The sequence below is a fragment of the Methylobacterium sp. WL64 genome, assembly GCF_008039945.1.
In the GTDB taxonomy this organism is placed as follows: domain Bacteria; phylum Pseudomonadota; class Alphaproteobacteria; order Rhizobiales; family Beijerinckiaceae; genus Methylobacterium.
Map to the genome: position 1 here is coordinate 64,088 of NZ_VRVA01000016.1, position 21,737 is coordinate 85,824.

The following is a 21,737-nucleotide window of genomic DNA, read 5'->3' on the forward strand; positions in this document are numbered from 1 at the left end:
CGAGAGGGCCTCGCCGGCGGTTCGGCATGAGCGGTGGCGGCGCCCCTTCTCCGGCGGGGGCGGACGACCAGCGGCTCGATCGCACAGGACAGGATTTCCCGTGAGAGATTTCTCCGCACCCGGGCGCTCCCCGGTCTACGCCGCCAACGCCGCCGTCGCGACCTCGCATCCCGCCTCGACCCTGGCCGCCATCGAGATCCTGCGCGCGGGCGGCAACGCCGTCGATGCCGGGATCGCCGCGGTGGCGGTGCAGTGCGTGGTCGATCCGCTGATGACCGGCATCGGCGGCGATTGCTTCGCCCTCTATGCCCCGGCTGGCGCCTCCCGGCCGATCGCGCTGGACGGGTCAGGCCGGGCGCCGGCCGCCGCCACGCCCGACTGGTACGCCGAGCACGGCGCCGCGATCACGCCGGCCTCGCCGCACGCGGTCACGGTACCGGGGGCGATCGGAGCCTGGGACATGCTGGTGCGCCAGCACGGCACGCGCCCGCTGGGTGAATTGCTGCAGCCGGCGATCCGCTACGCCGAGGACGGGTTCGTGATCCAGCAGCGCGTCGGCTGGGACTGGTTGCGCGGCGTGCCCCGGGTGGCCGGCGACCCCCACGCCGCCGGGACCTACCTGATCGGCGGCAAGGCCCCGGCGATCGGCAGCGTCTTCCGGCTGCCGAAACTCGCCGCCACGCTCCGCCGCATCGCCGACGAGGGCCCGCGCGGCTTCTATGAAGGACCGGTGGCCGACGACATGGTCCGCCGGCTCAACGCCCTCGGCGGCCTGCACACCCGGGATGATTTCGCCACGTCGCGGCCGGACGTGGTCACGCCGGTCTCGACCCGCTACCGCGGCTACGACGTCTACGAGTGCCCGCCCGCCGGCCAGGGCCTCGCGGCGCTGATGATGCTGAACGTGCTGTCGCATCACGACATCGGCGCCCTGTCGGACCTGGACCGGCTCCACCTGTTCGCAGAGACCTGCAAGCAGGCCTACCATCACCGGGACGTGCTGTTCGGCGACGCCGCCCTCGCCCGGGTGCCGGTGGAGCACCTGCTGTCGGATGCCTGGAAGGCCGCCGCCCACGGGGCGATCGACATGGGTCGGGCGCGGGTGCCGGAGATCTATCCCGAGATCGCCCGGGAGATCGCCGAGGAGCGGGCCCACAAGGACACCGTCTATCTCTGCGTGGTCGATCGGGACGGCAACGCGCTGTCGCTGATCAACTCGGTGTTCCAGGGCTTCGGCTCGGGCATCCTGGCGCCGGAGAGCGGCGTGCTGCTGCACAACCGCGGCCTGTCGTTCCGCACGGAAGCCGGGCACCCGAACAGCATCGGGCCGGGCAAGCGGCCGATGCACACGATCATCCCGGGCATGCTGATGAAGGACGGACAGGCGGTCGCGCCGTTCGGCGTGATGGGTGGCCATTACCAGGCCATGGGCCATGTCGAGCTGCTGTCGGGCATCCTCGACCGGGGCCTCGACGTGCAGGCCGCGCTCGATGCCCCGCGCAGCTTCGCGTATGGCGACAGCCTGGAACTCGAGACCGGCATCTCGGACGCCGCGATGGCCGGACTGATCGCGCGCGGCCACCCGGCGATCCGGGCGCCTCTGCCGCTGGGCGGCGGCCAGATCATCTGGATCGACCGCGCGGCCGGCACGCTGGTGGCGGGCTCGGACCCGCGCAAGGACGGGGCGGCTATGGGGTATTGAGGGGCCGGCGGCCCCGCGTTCGGGGCTGCCGGATCAGGGATGCGCGGACGCAACGCGGGTCCCCTCTCCCGGGCGGGAGAGGGACCACATCGCGGCCCGGGTGAGCCGATGAGCGACCATCCTGGCGCCTCCCGGTCGGAAGGTGCATCGCCCGCACAGAATCAGTCGATGTCCTCGACCTCTTCGGAACCGCCATAGACCCGCTGCGCCAGCGAGGCCTCCATGAACGGATCGAGGGAGCCGTCGAGCACCGCGTCCGGATCGGTGGACTGGGTGCCGGTGCGCAGGTCCTTCACCAGCTGATAGGGTTGGAGCACGTAGGACCGGATCTGGTGGCCCCAACCGATATCGGTCTTGGCTGCGGCCTCGGCACTGGCCTTCTCCTCACGCTTCTTCAACTCGGCCTCGTAGAGCCGGGCGCGCAGCATGTTCCACGCCGTGGCGCGGTTCTTGTGCTGGGAGCGCTCCTGCTGACACGCCACCACGATCCCGGTCGGATTGTGGGTGATGCGCACCGCGGAATCGGTGGTGTTGACGTGCTGGCCGCCGGCGCCGGACGAGCGGTAGGTGTCGATCCTGCAGTCCGATTCCTTAATCTCGATCTCGATCCGGTCGTCGATGACCGGATAGACCCAGACGCTGGCGAAGCTCGTGTGGCGCCGGGCGCTGGAATCGTAGGGCGAGATCCGCACCAGCCGGTGCACGCCGGACTCGGTCTTGAGCCAGCCATAGGCGTTGTGGCCCTTGATCAGGAGCGTCGCGCCCTTGATCCCGGCCTCTTCGCCGTCCGACCACTCGACGATCTCGACCTTGTATTTCCGGCGCTCGGCCCAGCGGCCGTACATGCGCTGGAGCATGTTCGCCCAGTCCTGGCTCTCGGTGCCGCCGGCACCGGCATGGACTTCGAGATAGGTGTCGAAGCCGTCGGCCTCGCCGGACAGGAGGGTCTCGACCTGGCGGCTGGCGGCCTCCTTCTCGACGGCGAGGATCGCGGCCTCGCCCTCGCGGATCGAGGATTCGTCGCCCTCCATCTCGCCGAGTTCGATCAGCGTCGCGCCGTCCTCGAGATCGCGCTCGAGCTTGCGGATGGAGGAGACCGCCTCGTCGAGCTGCTGGCGCTCGCGCATCACCTTCTGCGCGGCGTCGGCATCGTTCCACAGGTCGGGGTTCTCGGAGGCTGCGTTCAGCTCCGCGAGACGTTTATCGACAGTATCCCAGTCAAAGATGCCTCCTCAGCAGCCCTATAGACTGCTTGGCGGCATCCGAGGCTTGCTCGATCTCGGCGCGCATTTGGTTTTTCGGGAATGAGGGTGATGGGTCGGGCCGGGGTGATACCGCCCGGGAGCCGCCCTGTAAACGGCGGGCCGGCGGCCCGCGCGGTCAGTGTGCGGCGCCCGACCGCAGGGTGGTGCGCGAGCCGGCAAGCGGGCGGCGCGTTGTCGGGGACGGATCAGGCAGGAACGCGGAGGCGACCAGGATGGCGGAGGACGATCACGCGCAGACGTGGAGCGACTTCGACGACGCCGTCAACATGACGCCGGCGGCGCTGCGCAAGCACCTCGACGGCGCGGCGAGCCAGGCGGTCGGCCAGAAGGAGGCGGGCGGCGACGAATCCACCGGCCACGCGATGGGCCGGCGCATCCTGGCGATCAAGGACAAGAAGAAGGCGGATCTCACCGACGACGATTATGCCGCCATGCGCAAGGTCGTGGGCTACGTCCACCGCCATCTGAAGCAGGGCGGCGACGCCCGCAAGGATCCCGACTCCCCCTGGCGGATGTCGCTGATGAACTGGGGCCACGATCCGCACAAGGATTGAGGCCCGGGCTCGGCGCCCGTCCGGCTCAGTAGCGCGGCGGCACGAGGTAGGACGGGGCGATCACGTATTCCTTGGGGCGCTTGTGCGCACCGAACCGGCTCTCGGTGATCTGGTCGTTGTAATAGTCGAACCCGGTATAGCCGAAGCCGCCGCCGTTCATCACCTGGGCCACCGGGATCGGCGGGACGGCGAGGTCGGGACGGCCCGGCGGCACCAGCACCTGGCAGCAACCCTCGGTCTGCAGAACCGTCGGGCCGTTGGGGGCGGTGAAGACATAGGCGCGCGGCTGCGGGATCCCCGGCGGGAAGGCCGGCTCGGCGGCCGAGCCCTGGGCGACGAGGCCGAGCAATCCGGCGGCGATCAGGGTCTTGGTGCTCACGCAATGCTCCGTCACGGGACCGGCCGGGCCGGCGTCAGGCCTACACTCTAGCTTATCGCGGGCGGCCTGTCCGGCGCTCGCGGGCGGACCGGTTACCGGAACGCCGGCTCAGCCGCGGGCGCGCAGCACCACCTGCGGGCTCGCCGGCACCGGCCGGCAATCCGACATGAAGGCGTTGACCGGCAACGGCTTGGAATCGCAGGCGTAGACATCCGTCGGGCCCGGGGCCGGCACCGGGTCCCGCGCGATGATCGGGTTCGGCGCACAGGCCGAGGCCGCGGCGGCGAGCAGCAGGGCGGCGATGAGGTTCAGGCGGCGCATGCAACTCTCGGGACGCGGGAGGACCCCCGTGCCGAACCCTGCGCATCGCGATCCGCCCTGACAAGCGCCGGCGCGGGACGACGCGCCCTTTGACGGAGCCTGTCGCCCGGCGGCAACAATCGGGGCCGGCCCGATCTCAGACGGCCTGGGCCATCGGCACGACGTTGTGGAGGGTCTTGTCGCCGCCGTCGAAGAACCGGCGGATGTTGCGCGCGGCCTGCCGGATGCGCTGCTCGTTCTCGACCAGGGCGATGCGGACATACTCGTCGCCGAACTCGCCGAAGCCGATGCCCGGCGCCACGGCGACGTCGGACTTCTCGAGCAGCAGCTTCGAGAATTCGAGGCTGCCCATCTCCCGATAGCGCTCCGGGATCGGGACCCAGGCGAACATCGAGGCCGCGGGCGCCGGGATCGTCCAGCCGGCCTTGCCGAAGGATTCGACCAGCGCGTCGCGGCGCTTCTTGTAGGTCGCCCGCATCTCGTCGATGCAGTCATCCGGGCCGTTGAGGGCCGCGGTGGCGGCGACCTGGATCGGCGTGAAGGCGCCGTAATCGAGATAGGACTTCACCCGGGACAGCGCCGCCAGCAGGCGCTCGTTGCCCACCGCGAAGCCCATGCGCCAGCCGGCCATGGAGTAGGTCTTCGACAGCGAGGTGAACTCCACGGTGCAATCGATCGCGCCCGGGACCTGCAGGACCGAGGGCGGCGGCTTGCCGTCGAAATAGACCTCCGCGTAGGCGAGGTCCGAGAGCAGGATCAGCTCGTGCTGCTTGGCGAAGGCGACGAGGTCCCGGTAGAAATCGAGGTCGGCCACGTAGGCGGTCGGGTTCGACGGGTAGCAGACCACCAGGGCCACGGGCTTCGGGATCGAGTGCCGCATGGCCCGCTCGAGCGCCGGGAACATGGCCGGGGTCGGCTCGGCCGGGACTGAGCGGATCACGCCGCCGGCCATCAGGAAGCCGAAGGCGTGGATCGGGTAGCTCGGGTTCGGCACCAGCACCACGTCGCCCGGCGCGGTGATCGCCTGGGCCATGTTGGCGAAGCCTTCCTTCGAGCCCAGCGTCGCCACCACCTGGGTGTCGGGGTTGAGGCTCACGCCGAAGCGACGCTGGTAGTAGCCCGCCTGGGCGCGGCGCAGGCCGGCGATGCCCTTGGAGGCGGAGTAGCGGTCGGTCCGCGGCCGGCCCGCCGTCTCGCACAGCTTGGCGATGACGTGTTTCGGCGCATCGAGGTCCGGGTTGCCCATGCCGAGATCGATGATGTCGGCGCCCTGGGCGCGGGCGGTCGCCTTGATCCGGTTGACCTGCTCGAAGACGTAGGGCGGCAGGCGCTTGATGCGGTGGAAGTCGGTCATGGGCGTATCCATCGGCGCGTCCCGAATCTGGCGTCTCTCGTTGGTGTCGGTCGCGCGAAGGATTCGCTCTAGCAGAGATGCACGTCGCCGCCGACTCAGAAAAACTCGAGCCGGATCGGCGGCTTTATTGCTCTGCTGCGGGCACAGGCTTGATCGCGGCTGCGGCCCCCCGGCCGGCGCTTGCGGCGGCGCGCCCGCGGCTCTCGTTGCGGCCGCGGGCGCCTTCGAGTTCGGCCTCCAGCGCCTTCTGGCCCTCGGACGACTTGGCCCGGATCGGGCGCTTGGGCGCGTCGACGCCCACCGGCATGAAGGCGGGCGTCTCCTGGCCGCGGGTCTCGGTCACGAAATCCGGCGCGGCCACGACCCGGGGCCCGTAGCCCGCATCGGTGGCGAGCGTGCGTACCGCATCCCCCGAGCAGGCGCCCAGCGGTGCCGCCGTGAGGGCCAGCACCGCCAGGGCGAGGCCCCGCGCCGGTCCCGGGCCGCCGGGCCGCCGGCCGGTGGGGTTCAAAAAGGCGCGGTGCATGAGCACATGGGTCATGAGAAGATCGCGCGGATGTTTCGCGACACGCGCAAACGGGCTGGTGCAACCTCTCGCTCGCTCCTTAATTTGTCGGAAACGAGGCTCACGGTCAGTCGAGCCGAAACACCACACAGGGGAGGCACGCGTGACGAGCCCGCGGACGCAGGCGCCGGACCAAGCTGCCGCCCGGACCGGCATGGCCAACGGCGCCATGCCGGACGGCATCACGCCGCCGATGCCGGATATCGAGGCCCTGTCGCGCAATGCCGGCCAGTTCGTGGAGGCGCTGGGGCGCAGCGCCGCCCGCATGCTCGCGCCCGAGGCCCAGGCGAACGACACCTCCGGGGAGATCAACGAGGCGGTCAAGACGCTCGGCCAGATCGCCGAGGCGTGGCTCTCGGACCCGAGCCGCAGCGCCGAGGCCCAGACCAAGCTGTCCCAGGCCTTCCTGACGCTGTGGGGGACGACCTACCTGCGCCTCCAGGGCCAGCAGGCCGATCCGGTGGCGGTGCCCGAGCCCAAGGATGGCCGCTTCAGCGACGCCGAGTGGTCGACCAACCCGTATTTCGACTTCCTCAAGCAGGGCTACCTGATCGCCACCCGCTGGGCCGAGGGCCTCGTCGACGAGGCCGAGGGCGTCGACGAGCGCACCCGCCACAAGGCGCAGTTCTACCTGCGCCAGCTCACCAGCATGCTGTCGCCGTCGAACTTCCTGCCGACCAATCCGGAGCTGATCCGCCACACCCTGCACGAGAGCGGCGCCAACCTGGTGCGCGGCCTCAAGATGTACGAGGAGGATCTGGCCGCCGGCGGCGGGCAATTGCGGGTGCGCCAGACCGATCCGAGCGGGTTCGAGGTCGGCCGCAACGTCGCGGTGACCCCGGGCGAGGTGGTGTTCCGCAACGACCTGATCGAGCTGATCCAGTACGCGCCCGCCACCGAGACGGTGCTCAAGCGCCCGTTCCTGATGGTGCCGCCCTGGATCAACAAGTTCTACATCCTCGACCTCAACCCCCAGAAGAGCTTCCTGAAGTGGATGGTCGACCAGGGGCTGACGGTGTTCTGCATCTCCTGGGTGAACCCGGACGCGCGCCACGCCGACAAGGACTTCGAGTCCTACATGCGTGAGGGCATCGAGGCGGCGATCGACGCGATCGGGGTCGCCACGGGCGAGAGCGAGGTCCATGCGGCCGGCTACTGCGTCGGCGGCACCCTGCTCTCGGTGACGCTCGCCATGCAGGCCGCCACGGGCAACCGCCGCATCAAGAGCGCGACCCTGCTGACCACGCAGGTGGACTTCACCCATGCGGGCGACCTCAAGGTGTTCGCCGACGAGGAGCAGATCCGCCAGGTCGAGGCCCGCATGGCCGAGCGGGGCTACCTGGAGGGCAGCCGCATGGCCAACGCCTTTAACATGCTGCGGCCGGACGACATGATCTGGTCCTACGTCGTCAACAACTACATCAAGGGCAAGCCGCCTTCGGCGTTCGACCTGCTGTACTGGAACTCCGACGCCACCCGGATGCCGGCGGCCAACCACTCGTTCTACCTGCGCAATTGCTATCTCGAGAACAGCCTGGCCCAGGGCAAGATGGTCCTCGGCAACGTCCGGTTGGACCTGAAGAAGGTGCAGGTGCCGATCTTCAATCTCGCCACCCGGGAGGACCACATCGCCCCGGCGATCTCGGTGTTCGAGGGCTCGAAGACCTTCGGCGGCAAGGTCGATTACGTGCTGGCGGGATCGGGCCACATCGCCGGAGTCGTCAACCCGCCCTACAAGCCGAAATACGGCTACTGGACCGGCGGGCCGGTGAAGGGCGAACTCAAGGACTGGGTCGCGGCGGCGGTGGAGACAAAGGGCTCGTGGTGGCCCTACTGGTTCCAGTGGATCGAGGCCCAGGCCCCCGAGCGGGTCCCGGCCCGCAAGCCCGGCGGCGACGCGCTGCCGTCGCTCGGCCCGGCTCCGGGAACGTATGTCCGGATGCGCGCCTGAGGGGACCGCGCCGGCCTCGTCTTACGGATCGATGGGCGGGCTTCGTCGGATGTGCCGCTGACCCACGCGTCGGGGCCGGCGGAAGAGACCGGAGACACCGCGTCTCCCTCCCCCTTCGGCGGGGGAGGGAGACGCGGGCGGATCGAGAGCCGTCCTTCGAGAGGGAGAGCACCTCTCCTCAGTACTTCCGGATCAGCGGCGCCGGGGCGGCCGGCGGCGGGGCGCCGAACATGTAGCGGAAGCCGACCGAGACGATGTCGGCGCTCGAATCGACCACGCCCGCGAAGGCGATGTTGCCGACATTGTAGTCGCGCCCGACCCCCGCGAGGATGCGCGACCGGTCGAGGAAGAAGTGCGAGTAGGCGAGGTTCAGGGTCAGGCGCTCGTTCCAGCGGTAGCTGGCGCCCACCGAGGCGATGTAGCGATCGCCGTCGGGCAGCCGCACCGAGCGGTTGCGGAAGTCGATCGGCGAGGATTCGTAGGCGAAGCCGGTCCGCACGGTCAGGTTCGGCGCGGCGTCGTACTCGGCACCGATCGAGTAGGTGTAGCCGTCCTTGTAGTTCAGCGGCAGGTTGCTGACCGGCAGGCCGAGGCGGTTCGAGACGATGCCGACCGTGCCGAGCCGCGACCACTGATCCCACTCGAAGCCGAGATCGACCCGGGCGACCGGCGAGATCGCCTGGACCAGGCCGACGCTGAGCTTGTCCGGGGTGTTGAGCTTCGCACGCACCTGCCCGGCCGTCGGCGCCAGCGCCACCAGCGGCACGCCGATCGAGCCGTCGATGTCGTGATGCACGGACGAGCGGTAGCCGATGCCGATCACGGTGCCGTCGCGCGGCGTCAGGGTGGCGCCCGCCGTGAAGCCGACGCCCCAGGATTCACCCTTGAGGAACGCGCTGGGATACACGGTCGGCGCGATGCCGGGGACCGGCAGGGCCTGCCGCAGGGTCAATCGGAAATACTCGATGTTCGGTCCGGCGGCGAGCGACAGCCACTCGTTGACCTTGAACCCGATCACCGGATTGAACGCCAGCGAGAAGATCCGGGACGAGCGCCCGTAGACTTCGCCGGCCCAGACCTGCCGGGGCTTGGTCACGAGGCCGAAGGGCGCACCCGTCGAGAGGCCGAGCCACAGGCGGTCGTTGATCTGGTAGGAGGTCGCCCCCGCGGGCACCACGGCGCCCTGTCCGATATCACCGGAATCGCCCAGGCGCGCGAAGCCCGGATTGGTCCCGGGCGCCGTCCGGATCTCGGAGGAGAGGCCGATATAGGTCAGGTTCTGCTCGGAGACGAAACCCGGGTTCATCGTGATGACCGCGGGATTCCAGAACATCGACGAGACGCCGCCGGAGCCGGCGGCCGCACCCGCGAAGGACAGCCCCTGGGCCTGGGTGCTCTGCTCGCGGATGCCGAAGGCTCCGGCCCGCGCCTCGCCAGTGCCGATCGCCGCCACCGAGGCCGCGAGCACCCATGCGCGCATTGTCCCGTTCATCTGCTCCCCCCGAACTGGATGGCTTGTTCGGGCGCCCTGATTCGACCGTGTCCCGGTCCGGCGCCGTTGCCGGTATGGTGCAGGTTTCCCCCGCTCGACCGCAACGGTGATCGAGAGCCTGGCCGATGCCGGAGGCGTCGACGATCGACAGATTCATGGCGGGGTTTTATCGCCCGGTTAGGCAATCAAACCTGCTTATCTTGCTGGACAGACTGTTTTTCGCCGGCCTGATATAGAGATGCATAATATATCAGCTTGCATCAGAATGTGCACTTTTTTGCCACGATGTTGCCAAGTTGCGACACCCCGAAATTGCGCGCCGCCGCCGCCGACGCGCTTGCACCGGCGGTCCTGCGCGGCCATGGTCCCGGCGCCCGGCGTAGACCGGTTCCAGGGAAGGATGAGGAGTCGCGGCGATGAAGCTCTTCCGGCACGGCCCGAGCGGCGATGAGAAGCCCGGCCTCGTGGATGCGCAGGGCGGCCTGCGCGATCTGTCCAGCATCGTCCGCGACATCGCCGGCCCGGCCTTGGCGCCGGAATCCCTGGAGCGGCTGCGGGCCCTCGATCCCGAGACCCTGCCGAAGCTGTCGGCGGACACGCGGCTCGGCCCCTGCGTCGGCGGCACCCGCAACGTCGTCGCCATCGGCCTCAACTTCGCCGACCACGCGGCCGAGACCGGCTCTCCGATCCCCTCGGAGCCGATCATCTTCAACAAGGCGCCGTCCAGCCTGTGCGGGCCGAACGACACGGTGATCATCCCCAAGGGTTCGGCCAAGACCGACTGGGAGGTGGAGCTCGCCGTGGTGATCGGCCGCCGGGCGAGCTACGTCCACGCCAACGAGGCGCTGAGCTACGTGGCGGGGGCCTGCATCTGCAACGACGTCTCCGAGCGCGAATGGCAGCTGGAGCGCGGCCCGACCTGGACCAAGGGCAAGAGCGCGCCGACCTTCGGGCCGCTCGGCCCCTGGCTGGTGACGCTGGACGAGATCCCCGACCTCAAGAACCTCGCCATGAGCCTCGACGTCAACGGCGAGCGCCGCCAGACGGGCTCGACCGCGACCATGATCTTCGACGTGCCCCAGCTCGTCGCCTACGCGTCGCACTTCATGCTGCTCGAGCCCGGCGACGTGATCACCACCGGGACCCCGCCCGGCGTCGGCCTCGGCATGAAGCCGCCGCGCTACCTGAAGGCCGGCGACGAGATGGTCCTGCGCATCGAGCGCCTGGGCGAGCAGCGCCAGAAGGTCATCGCCTTCGACGACTGGACCGCCAAGGTCTCGGCCGGCGAGCCGACGCACTGAAGCGCCGCCGCCGCCTCCGCACCGGATGGCGGCGGCCCGAAGGGCGCTTGATTTTGGCCACCGATCCCCCTCAAGAAGACATCATGAGCCAAGCTGCCGACCCGCACGCCTCCGATTTCCGCCACGACTGGAGCGTCGCGGAGATCCGCGCGATCCACGACCTGCCGTTGCTCGACCTCGTGTATCGGGCCGCCGCCGTGCACCGGGCGCACAACGACCCGAGCGACGTCCAGCGCGCGAGCCTGCTCTCGATCAAGACCGGCGCCTGCCCGGAGGATTGCGGCTACTGCTCGCAATCGGCGCATCACAAGGGCACCGGCCTGTCGCGCCAGCGCCTGATGCCGGTGGATACGGTATTGGCCGAAGCCGCGACCGCCAAGGCCAACGGTGCGACCCGCTTCTGCATGGGCGCAGCCTGGCGCAGCCCGCGGGACGGCGCGGAGTTCGACTCGGTGCTGGACATGGTGCGGGGTGTGCGCGGCCTCGGGATGGAGGCCTGCGTCACCCTCGGCATGCTGACCGCCAGCCAGGCGGAGCGCCTGGCCGAGGCGGGGCTCACCGCCTACAACCACAACCTCGATACCGGGCCGGACTACTACGACAAGATCGTTTCGACCCGGACCTACGGGGACCGCCTGGATACGCTGGAGCGGGTCCGCGAGGCCGGCATCGGCGTCTGCTGCGGCGGCATCATCGGCCTCGGCGAGGGCGTCGGCGACCGGGTCGCGATGCTGCACGTGCTGGCCAACCACGCGCCGCATCCGGAGAGTGTGCCGATCAACGCGCTGGCCCCCGTCGCCGGCACCCCGCTCGGCGACAAGGCCGCGCCCGTCGATCCGTTCGACATGGTGCGGATGTGCGCCACCGCCCGCATCGTGATGCCGAAGGCCCGGGTGCGCCTCAGCGCCGGACGCAAGGCGCTGAGCCGCGAGGCGCAGGCCCTCTGCTTCCTCGCGGGGGCCAACTCGATCTTCTACGGTGAGCGCCTGCTGACCACCGCCAACAACGAGGCGGATTCCGACGCCGCGCTGCTGCAGGATCTCGGTATCCGCGTGGCGGAGCCGATCCTGGCCGCCGCCGAGTAGCGCGTCAGCCCTCGGGCAGCACGATCCGGAAGCGGGCGCCGCCCTCCTCCGGATCCAGGGTCAGGCTGCCACCGTTGATGCCGATCAGCTCGGCGGCGATCGGCAGGCCGAGCCCGGTGCCGCCCGAGCGGGTCGAGCCCTGGAACGGCGAGAACAGGTTTTCCCGGGCCCGCGCCGGCAGGCCGGGGCCGTTGTCTTCCACCAGGATGGTCACCCGGCCCGGCGCGTCGCGGCAGGCGGTGACCCGCACCTCGGCCTCCGGCACCGCGGCCCCGTCCAGCGCCTGCACGGCGTTGCGGACCAGGTTGGCCAGCGCACGGGCGAGCTGCTCCGGGTCGGCCTGCACGCGGCATTCGCCGGCGTCCACGAGGACGCGCACGCTGCGCGCGGCGAGCGCGGCGAGGTCCGGCAATTCGGCGAAGAGCGGCGCCAGCGGCGTCGAACTGAGCGTCGGCGCACGCTCGGAGACGCGCCCATAGGCCAAGCTCGCCTCGCAGAACCGGATGGCCCGGGCGATGGCCCCGACCAGGCGCGGCGCCACCCGCTGGACCATCGGGTCGGCGGTGTCCTCCAGCCGGTCGCCGAGGAGCTGGGCCCCGGTGAGCAGGTTGCGCAGCTCGTGGCTGACCTTACTGACCGCCAACCCCAGCTCGGCCAGCCGCCGCTTCTGGCGGAGCTGGTCGGCCAGGATGCGCTGCATCCGGCCGAGGGCGCGTTCGGCCTGGCCGATCTCGTCGCGGCGGCGGGACGGCGCGATGATCCGGCCGGCATCCTCCGGGTTCTCCGCGAAGGCCGTGATGTTGGTGGCGAGCCGCCGCACCGGGCGAACGATCAGCACCTGCAGCACCACGAAGACCAGCCCGGCCGCCGACGCCGCGATGATAAGCGACGAGACCAGCAGGCGCAGCGCGTAGTCGATCATCGCGGCGCGCAGCGGCGCCTCGTCGAGCAGGACCTCGACCCGGTCGAAGCCGATGCCCCCCTCCCCGATCACCCGGATCGGCTCGCGGACCGGCGCGACCAGGGTCCGCCACGCCCCCCGGATGGTCGACAGGGCCGTGACGTCGCGCAGGTCGACCGTGTCGGCCACCGTCTCGGGCACCGGCTCGATGGCGAGCAGACGCTGGGCGCCGCCGCCGCGGACCGCGATCGCCCGGGCGTTCACCCCCGCGAGCAGCCGGCTCTCCAGCGCCTCCGAGACCGGCTCGCCGGTCCGGCCGTCGAGGACCAGGGCGGCGACCTGCGCGGCCGCGACCCGGTCGGACATCCACTCGATCCGGTAATTGGCCACCGCCGGCACGTAGGTCAGCACTTCGGCCACCACCACGAAGGCGACGGTGACGAGGAACAGCCGCCCGGACAGGCCGAGGCGCGCCGGACGCCGCTCGGGCACCTCGCGTGAAGCGGCGGCCGCCGCCGGCATCGTGACCGGGTCGGATTCGACGGCCACGCCCATCACGCTCCCACCGGGCATCGCGGGCGGATGGGGGTAGGCTGGCATTTGCGAGAGCTCAAGCCGTTTACGGCCTTCGCGCGGGACATGGTGTAACGCCGTCGTTTCAAAGCCGGGAATACAGGGGGCATTCCCGCGGGCACTATACGAGCACGATAGGGTCGAGGTTGCATGTACCTTAGAGCACCTCGAAAGAAGTCCACCGTCTCAGCGCCTGTGTCGCGCGCGTGCGCGACGGCCCATACGGTAAGCTCCGGAACACGAAAACACCGCCGGCGATCGGGTGATCGCCACGCCAGCAACGCCGATGCCCCACAGCCTAGGACCCAAAAAAGCTCACCTGATCAACAACTTGGACCAGATGAAAATCCAAAATGCCAATCTCCGGCGACCGTCCTGGGGCGGAACGGGGCTGCCGTCACGCGGAACGCCCAGGCCACACGATTAGACCCTCGCGCCACACAGAGTGAAGAATAAATTTGCGCGCGGACAGAAATTTTTAACCGGATACTCAGTCACGCGAGAGCCGTTCCCATCCTCGATGTTACGCGCGCTCTTGGTCCGAACCGGCATCCATTTGATGGTTGGCGCCCCAAGACCCGAATGCCGCGCCGGACGCACCGGGCTCAGGCGCGCCGGAACCGGCGGCTCAACAGGACGCTGCCGAGCGCGAACACGGCGAGCATCGCCAGCCCGGCCACCATCTTGGGCGTGACCAGGGCCCTCAAGGTCAGAGCCTCGTCGCAACCGGCGGTCGCCGCGGCGAGGCAGGCGGCCTTGGCGGCCTCGTGGGCTGCGACCACGTCCTCGATCCCGGCGCCGGTTGTGGCGTAGACCAGGGCGCCGGGCAGCAGGCCCAAAAAGGTCGCCAGCACGAAGACCCGCATCTTCACCCCGCAGGCGGCGGGCGCGAGGTTCGTCATCCAGAACGGGAACAGCGGCAGCAGGCGCATCACCGCGATGTACCCGAAGGCGTCCCGCCGGAACGCGTCCGTGAATGCCGCGAGCCGCGTCCCGCCCATCCGGCGCAGCAGATCGGCCCCGGGTCCCTTGCCGATGGCGAACACGATCGCCGCCCCGGTGGTGGCCGCGCAGACCGCCGTGAGCGCCCCCGGGACGATCCCGAATAGGAAGCCGCAGATCATGGTCAGGAACAGCGTGGCCGGCACCGAGACCACCACGGAGGCGACGTAGACCAGGTAGGCCGCCACGACGGCGCGCACGTACCCGGCCTCGACGAAGCCATGCAGCCACGCCCGCGAGGCGAGCAGCCGGTCGAGGCTCAGGAGTTGCGCGACGCCCGAGACCAGCACGACAGCCGAGATGCTCAGGAGCAGGGCAAGCGGCAGCCACCGTCGCAGCCGCTTCCAGCGTCCCTCCGGGACGGACGCGAGCCCGACGTCGCTCACCCGGGCTTGCGCATCCGCAGGATCTTGAAGAACCCGCCCGGGAAGGTCGGCTTTAGCCCCAGCACCTCGACGCCGTTGCGCCGGGCCCAGACCTCGATCCGGGTCGCCTTGAAGTCCGACGACCAGCCGATCTTGGTGCAGAGCGGCGCCACGACCTCCTCGACCCGGGCGAGCGGGCCGTCGCTCTGGCCGAAGTGGTTGGCCAGCACGATGCCGCCACCGGGCCGGACCACCCGCAGGAACTCCGACATCGCGGCCTCGGGGTCTGGGACCAGGGTGATCAGGAACTGCGCCACGACCGCGTCGAAGCTCGCATCGGCGTAGCCGAGGTGGCAGACATCCATCACCTGCAGGCCCTTCACGTGGGCCAGGTTGCGGCGCTTCACCTTGGCGCGGGCGCGCTTGAGCATGTCCTCGGAGAGGTCGACCCCGCAGACGAAGCTCGCCTTCGGGTAGTAGCCCAGCGCCAGCCCGGTGCCGACGCCGGCCTCCAGGATGCGCGGCCCGTGCTCGGCCGCGGCCTCCACGGCCGCGCGGGCCGCGGGCTCGGTGAGCTTGTCGTAGACCACGTCGTAGACAGGGGCCCAGCGGGCATAGGCCTTGCGCATCAGGGCCGTGCTCGGCCCGGCCATCTGCGGCTCGCTCAGCATCGTTCGGATTATCCAGAGATTGAGATCAGGCGGCTTCTCGGGGCCGGGCCGACAACGCATCGACCCGGCGGATGGTGCCGCCGCCCAGAACACGGGCCCGGGGGCCGTCGTCGCCGTAGAGCGCGCAGGCCTGGCCCGGCGAGACGCCGTCCTCGGGCTCGGCCAGCACCACCTCGGCGGTTCCGTCCGGCGCGATGGTGAGCGTCGCCGGCCGCGGCGGCCGGGTCGAGCGGACGCGCACCGCCACCGGCAGGTCGTGAACCGAGCCGGCCGGGCCCTCACCCAGCCAGTTCAGGTCCGAGAGGCGGATGCGCGTCGTCGCCAGGGCGGTGCGCGGGCCGACCACGACCCGGGCGGTGTCCGGCTCCAGGCGCACGACGTAGAGCGGCTCGGAGCCGGACAGGCCGAGGCCCCGGCGCTGGCCGACCGTATAATGGACGATGCCCTCGTGCTGCCCGAGCACGAGGCCGCCGAGATCGACGATTTCGCCGGGCCGAGCCGCATCCGGGCGCAGCCGGGCGATCACGTCGCTGTAGCGGCCCTGCGGCACGAAGCAGATGTCCTGGCTGTCGGGCTTCTCCGCCAGCGACAGGCCGAGGTCTTTGGCCAGCGCCCGGGTCTCGGCCTTGGACATCTCGCCCAAGGGAAAGCGCAGGAAATCCAGCTGCTCGGCCGTGGTGGCGTAGAGGAAATAGCTCTGGTCCCGGGCCGGATCGAGGGCGCGGTGCAGCGCCCGGCCGCCCCCCGGCAGGGCCCGGCTCGCCACGTAATGCCCGGTGGCCAGGGCGTCGGCGTTCAGGTCCCGGGCCAGCCCGAGCAGATCGCGGAACTTCACGGTGCGATTGCACTCGACGCAAGGGATCGGGGTCTCGCCCGCGAGGTAGCTCTCGGCGAACTTCTCGATCACCGCGTCGCGGAACCGGTCCTCGTAGTCGAGGACGTAATGCGGGATACCGAGATGCTCGGCGGCCGCGCGGGCGTCGTTGATGTCCTGGCCTGCGCAGCACGCGCCCTTGCGATGGGTCGCGGCGCCATGATCGTAGAGCTGGAGCGTGACCCCGACCACGTCGAAGCCCTGCCGCTTCAGCAACCCCGCAACCACGGAGGAATCGACGCCGCCCGACATGGCGACGACGACGCGCGTCTCGTGGGCTGGCTTGGGAAGGTCGAGGGCGTTCATCGCAGGGGTCCGCCGCCGCCGGCTGGAAGGCGTCTCGGCTGCACGGCCTGTCTATAGCGGGACTCCGATCGGCTTTCCAGGGTGGGGTTTTCGGGAATGGGTCGCGATGATCTGGGCGCGCTCGGTGCCGGGCGTGGATCGCTCGGCCGGCGGCCGTGCGGGCGGCCTTTTCGCGGAGCGGCGGTTCGAAGGACATCCGATCCGGGCATCGGGTAGGCCGTCCCTCCCCCGTCTTGGTCTCCGAGCGGCGGCTCGATCGATGCCGCCACGCGCCAACATCCCGGGGCCGCGCAGCGGAGCCAGGAATCCAGAGCCGCCGACCTTTCGAGCTCTTGCACCAACAGCATTTCTAGCTTTCGGGCTGGCATGCGGCGCCGCGGAACGACCATGCGGGTTCTACGGTATGGAGTCTCGATCCTCAGGAAGTGAATCGGCCAACCCGTGTAGCCCGCACGGGGAGCGGGGGCATGTCACGCCGCCGCGGTGACGATGGGGGTCGTCCACGCCCGCTATGACGGGCGGGAGTCGCGGATGTCTCTCCGCGCTGCCCATACCCAGCGCCCGCGTGACCTCCACCCGGCAAATGCTGCCGGGCGCGCGGCAGCTTCAGACCCGGGCAAAATCCCGCGCTCAGGACCAGAACATAAAAGTCGTTATTGTTCCGATACTTAAGCGAGCGCCCCGATGGCCTGGCCCTTGCTCGATCGTCGTCGAGGGGAGCCCAGCATGGCGAGCGGTGCAACGGATCGGTTGGATGTCACCGGGTGGATTCCGTCCGCCCGTTCTTCGGCCACGCCGCGATCGGGCTGGGATGCGGCCGGCGTCGCCGCCCGGGCCGGCGACTCGTCGCAGGATCGGTTCGGCGCGGCTCTGAGCGCGTCCCGGGCCCGGGACGCCGCTGCGGCGGCTCGCACCCGCGACGAGAGCCAGCGCAGCCAGGCCGATGCGGCCCGCACGGCCGCGGAACGCGTCCGGGATGCCGCCGAGACCGCGAAGGCCCGCGCCGCCGCCCGACCGGATGCCCGCCCCGCCAATCTTCCCAAGCTGCCCGAGCGACCTGCGCAGACTCAGAGGACGGCAGCTGCCGATACGCGGCCCGCGACGACCCGCACCGCGACACAGGCGCCGGCCAAACCGTCGGATCCCGCCTCCGCCGGGGCCGGCCGGGTCACGGATCCGAGGGCGCAGCAAGCCTCCGACGCAGTGACGCGAGAGCCGGCCCCCGGCGCGACGGATGCCACCACAGCCGGGACCGACCCGAAAGCCGGCGATCCGGCCGCGGCCGAGACGGCGCAGATCGAACCGGCGCCGAGCGACGTGTCGGCCCAGACCGCGCCTCCATCGGCGAGCCCGGCCATGCCGGGAACGCTGACGGCTCTCCTGGCCGGTTTAATGAAGGGGGCCCCGCTCGTGGCCGGCGGCGCAGCGGCGGACGGCGGGGCCAAGGACGTCGGAGGCGTCGGCTCGGGCGGTACCGGGCTCGCCGGTTCGGGGACGGCGCCGACGCAGGCCGCGGGCGCGGCTGGAGCAAAGCCCGACCTCGCGGTCTCCGGGCCCAAGGCCGGCCCTCTTTCGTTGGGGAAGCTCTCGGCTCAGGGCGCCAGCCCGGTCGAAGCGGTCAAAGCCGGCACGGCCGATCCTGCGGGCAAGGAGGCGGCCTCGAGCGCGGCCGCCGGCCAGGATTTTTTGACCGCCCTGGCGGATGCCGGCCAAGCTCCCGGTCAAGCTACCGGTATGCAGGCCCCGGCCCCCGCCCATGGCAATCCGGACGCATCCCTCCTTGCACCCCAGGCGGCCGGATCGTCGAACGCGACGACGCAGGCCGCCGCGCCGGCCCCGAGCCAGGTGCAAGCCCCGCCGGATCCGGCGGTACCGCTCGGGCAGGTGCCGATGACCATCGGGCTTCGCTCCCTCGCCGGGTCGAGCGAGTTCCAGATCCGGCTCGACCCGGCCGAGCTGGGGCGGATCGACGTCAAGCTCGAGATCGACAAGGCGCGGGGCACGGTCATGACCCACCTGGTGGTGGAGCGGCCGGAGACGCTGGCCATGCTCCAGCGCGATGCGGGCCAGTTGCAGCAGGCCCTGTCCCAGACCGGGCTCGATCCCTCGGGGGGCGGCCTCAGCCTGTCGCTGCGCAGCGACGGCAACGCCCAGGGCGGCGCCAACGGCGGCCAGGGCGACGCCCCAAGGGGCGGCCCGGCCGCCTGGGGACAGGAACGCGCCGACGCCCCCCAGGAGGTTGCGCCGACGCGCTGGCTGCGCGGCTACGGCGGCCTCGACATCCGAATCTGACGCGATGCGCGATCAAGCCGCCTCGCAATTCGACATCGAAGCATCATGCGTCCCGGCGTTTCGCCCCGACGCGCCACGGGAGCGAGCCGCATGACATCCGGGATATCCAACGTTACCAACACGTCATCCACAGCGTCGAGCAGCGGCGCGAGCGGCAACGGCAGCGAGATCGCAAGCAACTTCACGCAGTTCCTGACGCTGCTCACCACGCAGCTCAAGAACCAGAACCCGCTCGATCCGATGGACACAAACCAGTTCACGCAGCAGCTGGTGCAGTTCGCCGGCGTCGAGCAGCAGCTCAAATCCAATGATCGCCTCGACAGCATCCTGACCGCTTCGAAATCGGCGAGCTCCGCGTCGGCGACGAGCTATATCGGCAAGAGCATCACGGCGGACGGCAGCAGCTCCCAGCTCTCCAACGGCGCCGCGTCCTGGACCCTGACGCCCGCCCGGGCGGCCTCGAAGGCGGTGGTCACGATCCTGGATTCGAAGAACAACGTCGTGGCCTCGCAGAGCACGTCGCTCACCGCGGGCAGCCAGACCTACGGCTGGAACGGCAAGACGTCGGCGGGCCTGACCGCCCCGGACGGGACCTACACGATCAAGGTCTCGGCCTCCGACGCCACCGGGGCGAATGTCGCCGTGGACACCCAGCTCAACGGCACCGTGGACTCGGTCGACCTCAGCGGAGCGGCGCCGGTCCTGATGATCGGCTCTCAGAAAGTGCCGCTGAGCAGCGTCCAAAGCATAGGGTTGTCCACAAGTGGCACCTAACGAATCATATCCGAGTGATCCGCTTCAACATCTCTTAAGCGAGCGCAAGTACCTTCAACGCTCGACAGGTCAGTCGAGTGTAGAGCGTATCATGACCGAACCCAGCCGCCCGAGAGTCAAATACGTGATCGGGCCCGACGGCAGTCCTCTGACCATCGCGGATCTTCCGCCGCCGAGCACCCGTCGATGGGTGATCCGGCGCAAGGCAGAGGTCGTCGCCGCCGTGCGCGGTGGCCTCCTCAGTCTCGAGGAGGCGTGCAAGCGCTACACCTTGACCACCGAGGAATTTCTGAGCTGGCAGTTCTCGATCGACCAGCACGGCCTCGCCGGGCTGCGGACGACCCGGATCCAGCATTACCGGCACTGAAAGCGGCCGGAACACGGACCGCGCCCCCGGGCCCGGTCCGTGAGAACGCCCCTCCGAAGCCGCCTCCGCACCCCGGATGCGGCTTCGTTTCGTTCCAGGACCCAACTTTGCGCCCCCGAGGGCCCCGGCATTAACGCCTCGCTAACCACGGGCTGGGCAATTTCTGCCGGGCGGGCCGTCGGGTTCCGCCAGCGTTAGAGTGCAGCGACCCATCCCGTGAAGCCGGTTCTCGATCTCGTCTCGAAGCTTGGACCGGCCCGGATCGCCGCCATGGCGGCCGTGACGCTGACCCTCATCGGCTTCTTCGCCTTCATCATCCTTCGGGTCTCGCGCCCCGATATGGGCGTGCTGTTCTCGGACCTGTCGATGCAGGATTCCGCCGCGGTGATTCGCGAGCTCGACAGCCGCGGCATCCGCTACGAGTCGAAGGGCGACACCGGCCAGACCATCATGGCGCCGCGGGGCGACCTCGCCCGCCTGCGCATGGACCTCGCCGGCAAGGGCCTGCCGGTCCAGGGCGGCGTCGGCTACGAGATCTTCGACAAGGGCGACGCGTTCTCGTCCACCAACTTCGTCCAGAACGTGAACCACCTGCGGGCGCTCGAAGGCGAGCTCGCCCGCTCGATCCGGGCGATCGGCCGGGTCCAGGCGGCCCGCGTTCACCTGGTCCTGCCCGAGCGGCGCCTGTTCGAGCGCGACCGGGAGAACCCGAGCGCGGCCATCGTCCTGAAGCTGATGGGCGAACTCGATGCCGGGCAGGTGCGGGCGATCCGCCACCTCGCAGCCTCCGCCGTGGAGGGCCTGAAGCCCGAGCGGGTCTCGATCGTCGACGAGCGCGGCCGGCTCCTGGCCGACGGCGCCAAGGACGCCGACGCCAACGCCGCCAGCGGCTTCGAGGACCGGCAGCTCGGTCTGGAGCGGCGCCTGCGCGGCCAGATCGAGGATGTCGTCGCCGGCATCGTCGGCCCCGGCCGGGCCCGGGTCCAGGTCAACGCCGAGCTGGACCTCAACCGGATCGAGAGCCGGTCCGAGACCTTCGACCCGGAGAGCCGGGTCGTGCGCTCGGCCCAGACGCGGACCGAATCGGCCGTCACCGGCAACGCCGACGGGCAGGTCACGGTGGGCAACGAGCTGCCCGGCGCCAACGGCGGCGACAAGCCACCCGCCCCGAAGGACGCGACCAACAAGAACGAAGAGACCACCAACTACGAGATCTCGAAGGTCACCAAGACCGAGATCGCCGAGGGCGGCCGGGTCAAGCGCCTGTCGGTCGCCGTGGTGGTCGACGGGATCTACGCCACCACCCCCGACGGCAAGCAGACCTACACGCCGCGCCCGCCGGCCGAGATCGAGCGGATCACCGCCTTGGTGCGCAGCGCGGTCGGCTTCGACAAGGCGCGCGGCGACCAGATCGAGGTGGTGAACCTGCGCTTCGCCGAGGCGCCGAGCCTGCCGCAATTCAGCGAGCCGACCCTGATCCAGTCGCTGCTGGCGCCGACCAAGGAGGACGTGCTGCGCATGGCCGAACTCTCCGTGCTGGCGCTCCTGACGCTGATCGTCCTACTCACGGTGGTGCGGCCGCTGGTCCGGCAGGTGCTGGCGCCGGTCCCGGGCGCCGCCCCGGCGCTCGCGGGGCCCAGCGG

The 21,737-nt window shown here is 70.2% G+C and carries 19 protein-coding genes; 9 read left to right on the forward strand and 10 right to left on the reverse strand.

Annotated features, from left to right (window positions below; all coding sequences use genetic code 11):
* Positions 1-100: 100 nt before the first annotated feature.
* The gene (locus FV242_RS10835) at positions 101-1,702 is read left to right on the forward strand and encodes a gamma-glutamyltransferase family protein (RefSeq protein WP_147938924.1); all 1,602 of its coding nucleotides are present in this window, start codon (positions 101-103) and stop codon (positions 1,700-1,702) included.
* Positions 1,703-1,863: 161 nt separating this feature from the next.
* Here the strand turns inward: FV242_RS10835 and prfB are convergent.
* Positions 1,864-2,992, reverse strand: a protein-coding gene (gene prfB / locus FV242_RS10840; RefSeq protein ID WP_147855599.1) for a peptide chain release factor 2 whose coding sequence is annotated in 2 segments (ribosomal slippage) — positions 1,864-2,922 and positions 2,924-2,992 — 1,128 coding nt in all. Because the reading frame shifts where the segments join, the coding sequence is not laid out codon by codon here.
* Positions 2,993-3,179: 187 nt separating this feature from the next.
* On the opposite strand from prfB, the gene FV242_RS10845 reads away from it, so the two are divergent.
* Positions 3,180-3,521: a DUF3140 domain-containing protein gene (locus FV242_RS10845; RefSeq protein WP_147938925.1), complete on the forward strand. Its 342-nt coding sequence runs from the start codon at positions 3,180-3,182 to the stop codon at positions 3,519-3,521.
* 25 nt (positions 3,522-3,546) lie between these two features.
* Here FV242_RS10845 and FV242_RS10850 read toward each other — a convergent pair whose 3' ends face one another.
* The 4 genes from FV242_RS10850 to FV242_RS10865 form a co-directional block, all read right to left on the reverse strand.
* Positions 3,547-3,900, reverse strand: coding sequence for a hypothetical protein (locus tag FV242_RS10850; RefSeq protein WP_147938926.1), 354 nt, complete (start codon positions 3,898-3,900; stop codon positions 3,547-3,549).
* A gap of 108 nt (positions 3,901-4,008) precedes the next feature.
* Positions 4,009-4,221, reverse strand: a complete 213-nt coding sequence (locus tag FV242_RS10855) for a hypothetical protein (RefSeq protein ID WP_007567016.1) — start codon at positions 4,219-4,221, stop codon at positions 4,009-4,011.
* 136 nt (positions 4,222-4,357) lie between these two features.
* The gene (locus tag FV242_RS10860; protein ID WP_147855603.1) at positions 4,358-5,575 is read right to left on the reverse strand and encodes an LL-diaminopimelate aminotransferase; all 1,218 of its coding nucleotides are present in this window, start codon (positions 5,573-5,575) and stop codon (positions 4,358-4,360) included.
* 124 nt (positions 5,576-5,699) lie between these two features.
* Positions 5,700-6,101: a hypothetical protein gene (locus FV242_RS10865; RefSeq protein ID WP_147909846.1), complete on the reverse strand. Its 402-nt coding sequence runs from the start codon at positions 6,099-6,101 to the stop codon at positions 5,700-5,702.
* Between the two features lie 193 nt (positions 6,102-6,294).
* Here FV242_RS10865 and FV242_RS10870 point away from each other — a divergent pair, with 193 nt between their 5' ends.
* Positions 6,295-8,091, forward strand: a complete 1,797-nt coding sequence (locus FV242_RS10870) for an alpha/beta hydrolase (RefSeq protein WP_147938935.1) — start codon at positions 6,295-6,297, stop codon at positions 8,089-8,091.
* Positions 8,092-8,269: 178 nt separating this feature from the next.
* On the opposite strand, the gene FV242_RS10875 is transcribed toward FV242_RS10870, so the two are convergent.
* Complete coding sequence (locus FV242_RS10875) at positions 8,270-9,583, reverse strand: OmpP1/FadL family transporter (protein ID WP_246692667.1); 1,314 nt, start codon at positions 9,581-9,583, stop codon at positions 8,270-8,272.
* A 416-nt stretch (positions 9,584-9,999) separates the two neighbouring features.
* Here FV242_RS10875 and FV242_RS10880 point away from each other — a divergent pair, with 416 nt between their 5' ends.
* A complete protein-coding gene (locus FV242_RS10880) occupies positions 10,000-10,884 on the forward strand; it encodes a fumarylacetoacetate hydrolase family protein (protein WP_147938927.1) in 885 nt (294 codons plus the stop codon).
* Positions 10,885-10,967: 83 nt separating this feature from the next.
* A complete protein-coding gene (gene bioB, locus FV242_RS10885; protein ID WP_147938928.1) occupies positions 10,968-11,969 on the forward strand; it encodes a biotin synthase BioB in 1,002 nt (333 codons plus the stop codon).
* Positions 11,970-11,973: 4 nt separating this feature from the next.
* On the opposite strand, the gene FV242_RS10890 is transcribed toward bioB, so the two are convergent.
* From FV242_RS10890 to mnmA, 4 genes are all read right to left on the reverse strand, one after another.
* The gene (locus FV242_RS10890) at positions 11,974-13,392 is read right to left on the reverse strand and encodes a HAMP domain-containing sensor histidine kinase (protein ID WP_246692668.1); all 1,419 of its coding nucleotides are present in this window, start codon (positions 13,390-13,392) and stop codon (positions 11,974-11,976) included.
* A 656-nt stretch (positions 13,393-14,048) separates the two neighbouring features.
* Positions 14,049-14,831, reverse strand: a complete 783-nt coding sequence (locus tag FV242_RS10895; RefSeq protein WP_147938929.1) for a TVP38/TMEM64 family protein — start codon at positions 14,829-14,831, stop codon at positions 14,049-14,051.
* Positions 14,828-15,481 carry a class I SAM-dependent methyltransferase gene (locus FV242_RS10900; RefSeq protein ID WP_147938930.1) on the reverse strand — a complete coding sequence of 218 codons (654 nt, stop codon included), beginning with the start codon at positions 15,479-15,481 and terminating at the stop codon, positions 14,828-14,830. The genes FV242_RS10895 and FV242_RS10900 overlap by 4 nt, the downstream gene beginning before the upstream one ends.
* A 25-nt stretch (positions 15,482-15,506) precedes the next feature.
* Positions 15,507-16,661 carry a tRNA 2-thiouridine(34) synthase MnmA gene (mnmA, locus tag FV242_RS10905; RefSeq protein ID WP_147909833.1) on the reverse strand — a complete coding sequence of 385 codons (1,155 nt, stop codon included), beginning with the start codon at positions 16,659-16,661 and terminating at the stop codon, positions 15,507-15,509.
* Between the two features lie 726 nt (positions 16,662-17,387).
* Between mnmA and FV242_RS10910 the strand changes: the two genes are divergently transcribed.
* From FV242_RS10910 to fliF, 4 genes are all read left to right on the forward strand, one after another.
* Entirely contained in the window at positions 17,388-18,953 is a 1,566-nt protein-coding gene (locus FV242_RS10910) for a flagellar hook-length control protein FliK (RefSeq protein ID WP_147938931.1), read from the forward strand.
* A gap of 90 nt (positions 18,954-19,043) precedes the next feature.
* The gene (locus FV242_RS10915) at positions 19,044-19,727 is read left to right on the forward strand and encodes a flagellar hook assembly protein FlgD (RefSeq protein ID WP_147909831.1); all 684 of its coding nucleotides are present in this window, start codon (positions 19,044-19,046) and stop codon (positions 19,725-19,727) included.
* Positions 19,728-19,818: 91 nt separating this feature from the next.
* Positions 19,819-20,094, forward strand: a complete 276-nt coding sequence (locus tag FV242_RS10920) for a DUF1153 domain-containing protein (protein WP_007569077.1) — start codon at positions 19,819-19,821, stop codon at positions 20,092-20,094.
* Positions 20,095-20,310: 216 nt separating this feature from the next.
* The coding region (fliF, locus tag FV242_RS10925) for a flagellar basal-body MS-ring/collar protein FliF (RefSeq protein WP_147938932.1) at positions 20,311-21,737 on the forward strand (1,427 nt) is incomplete at its 3' end.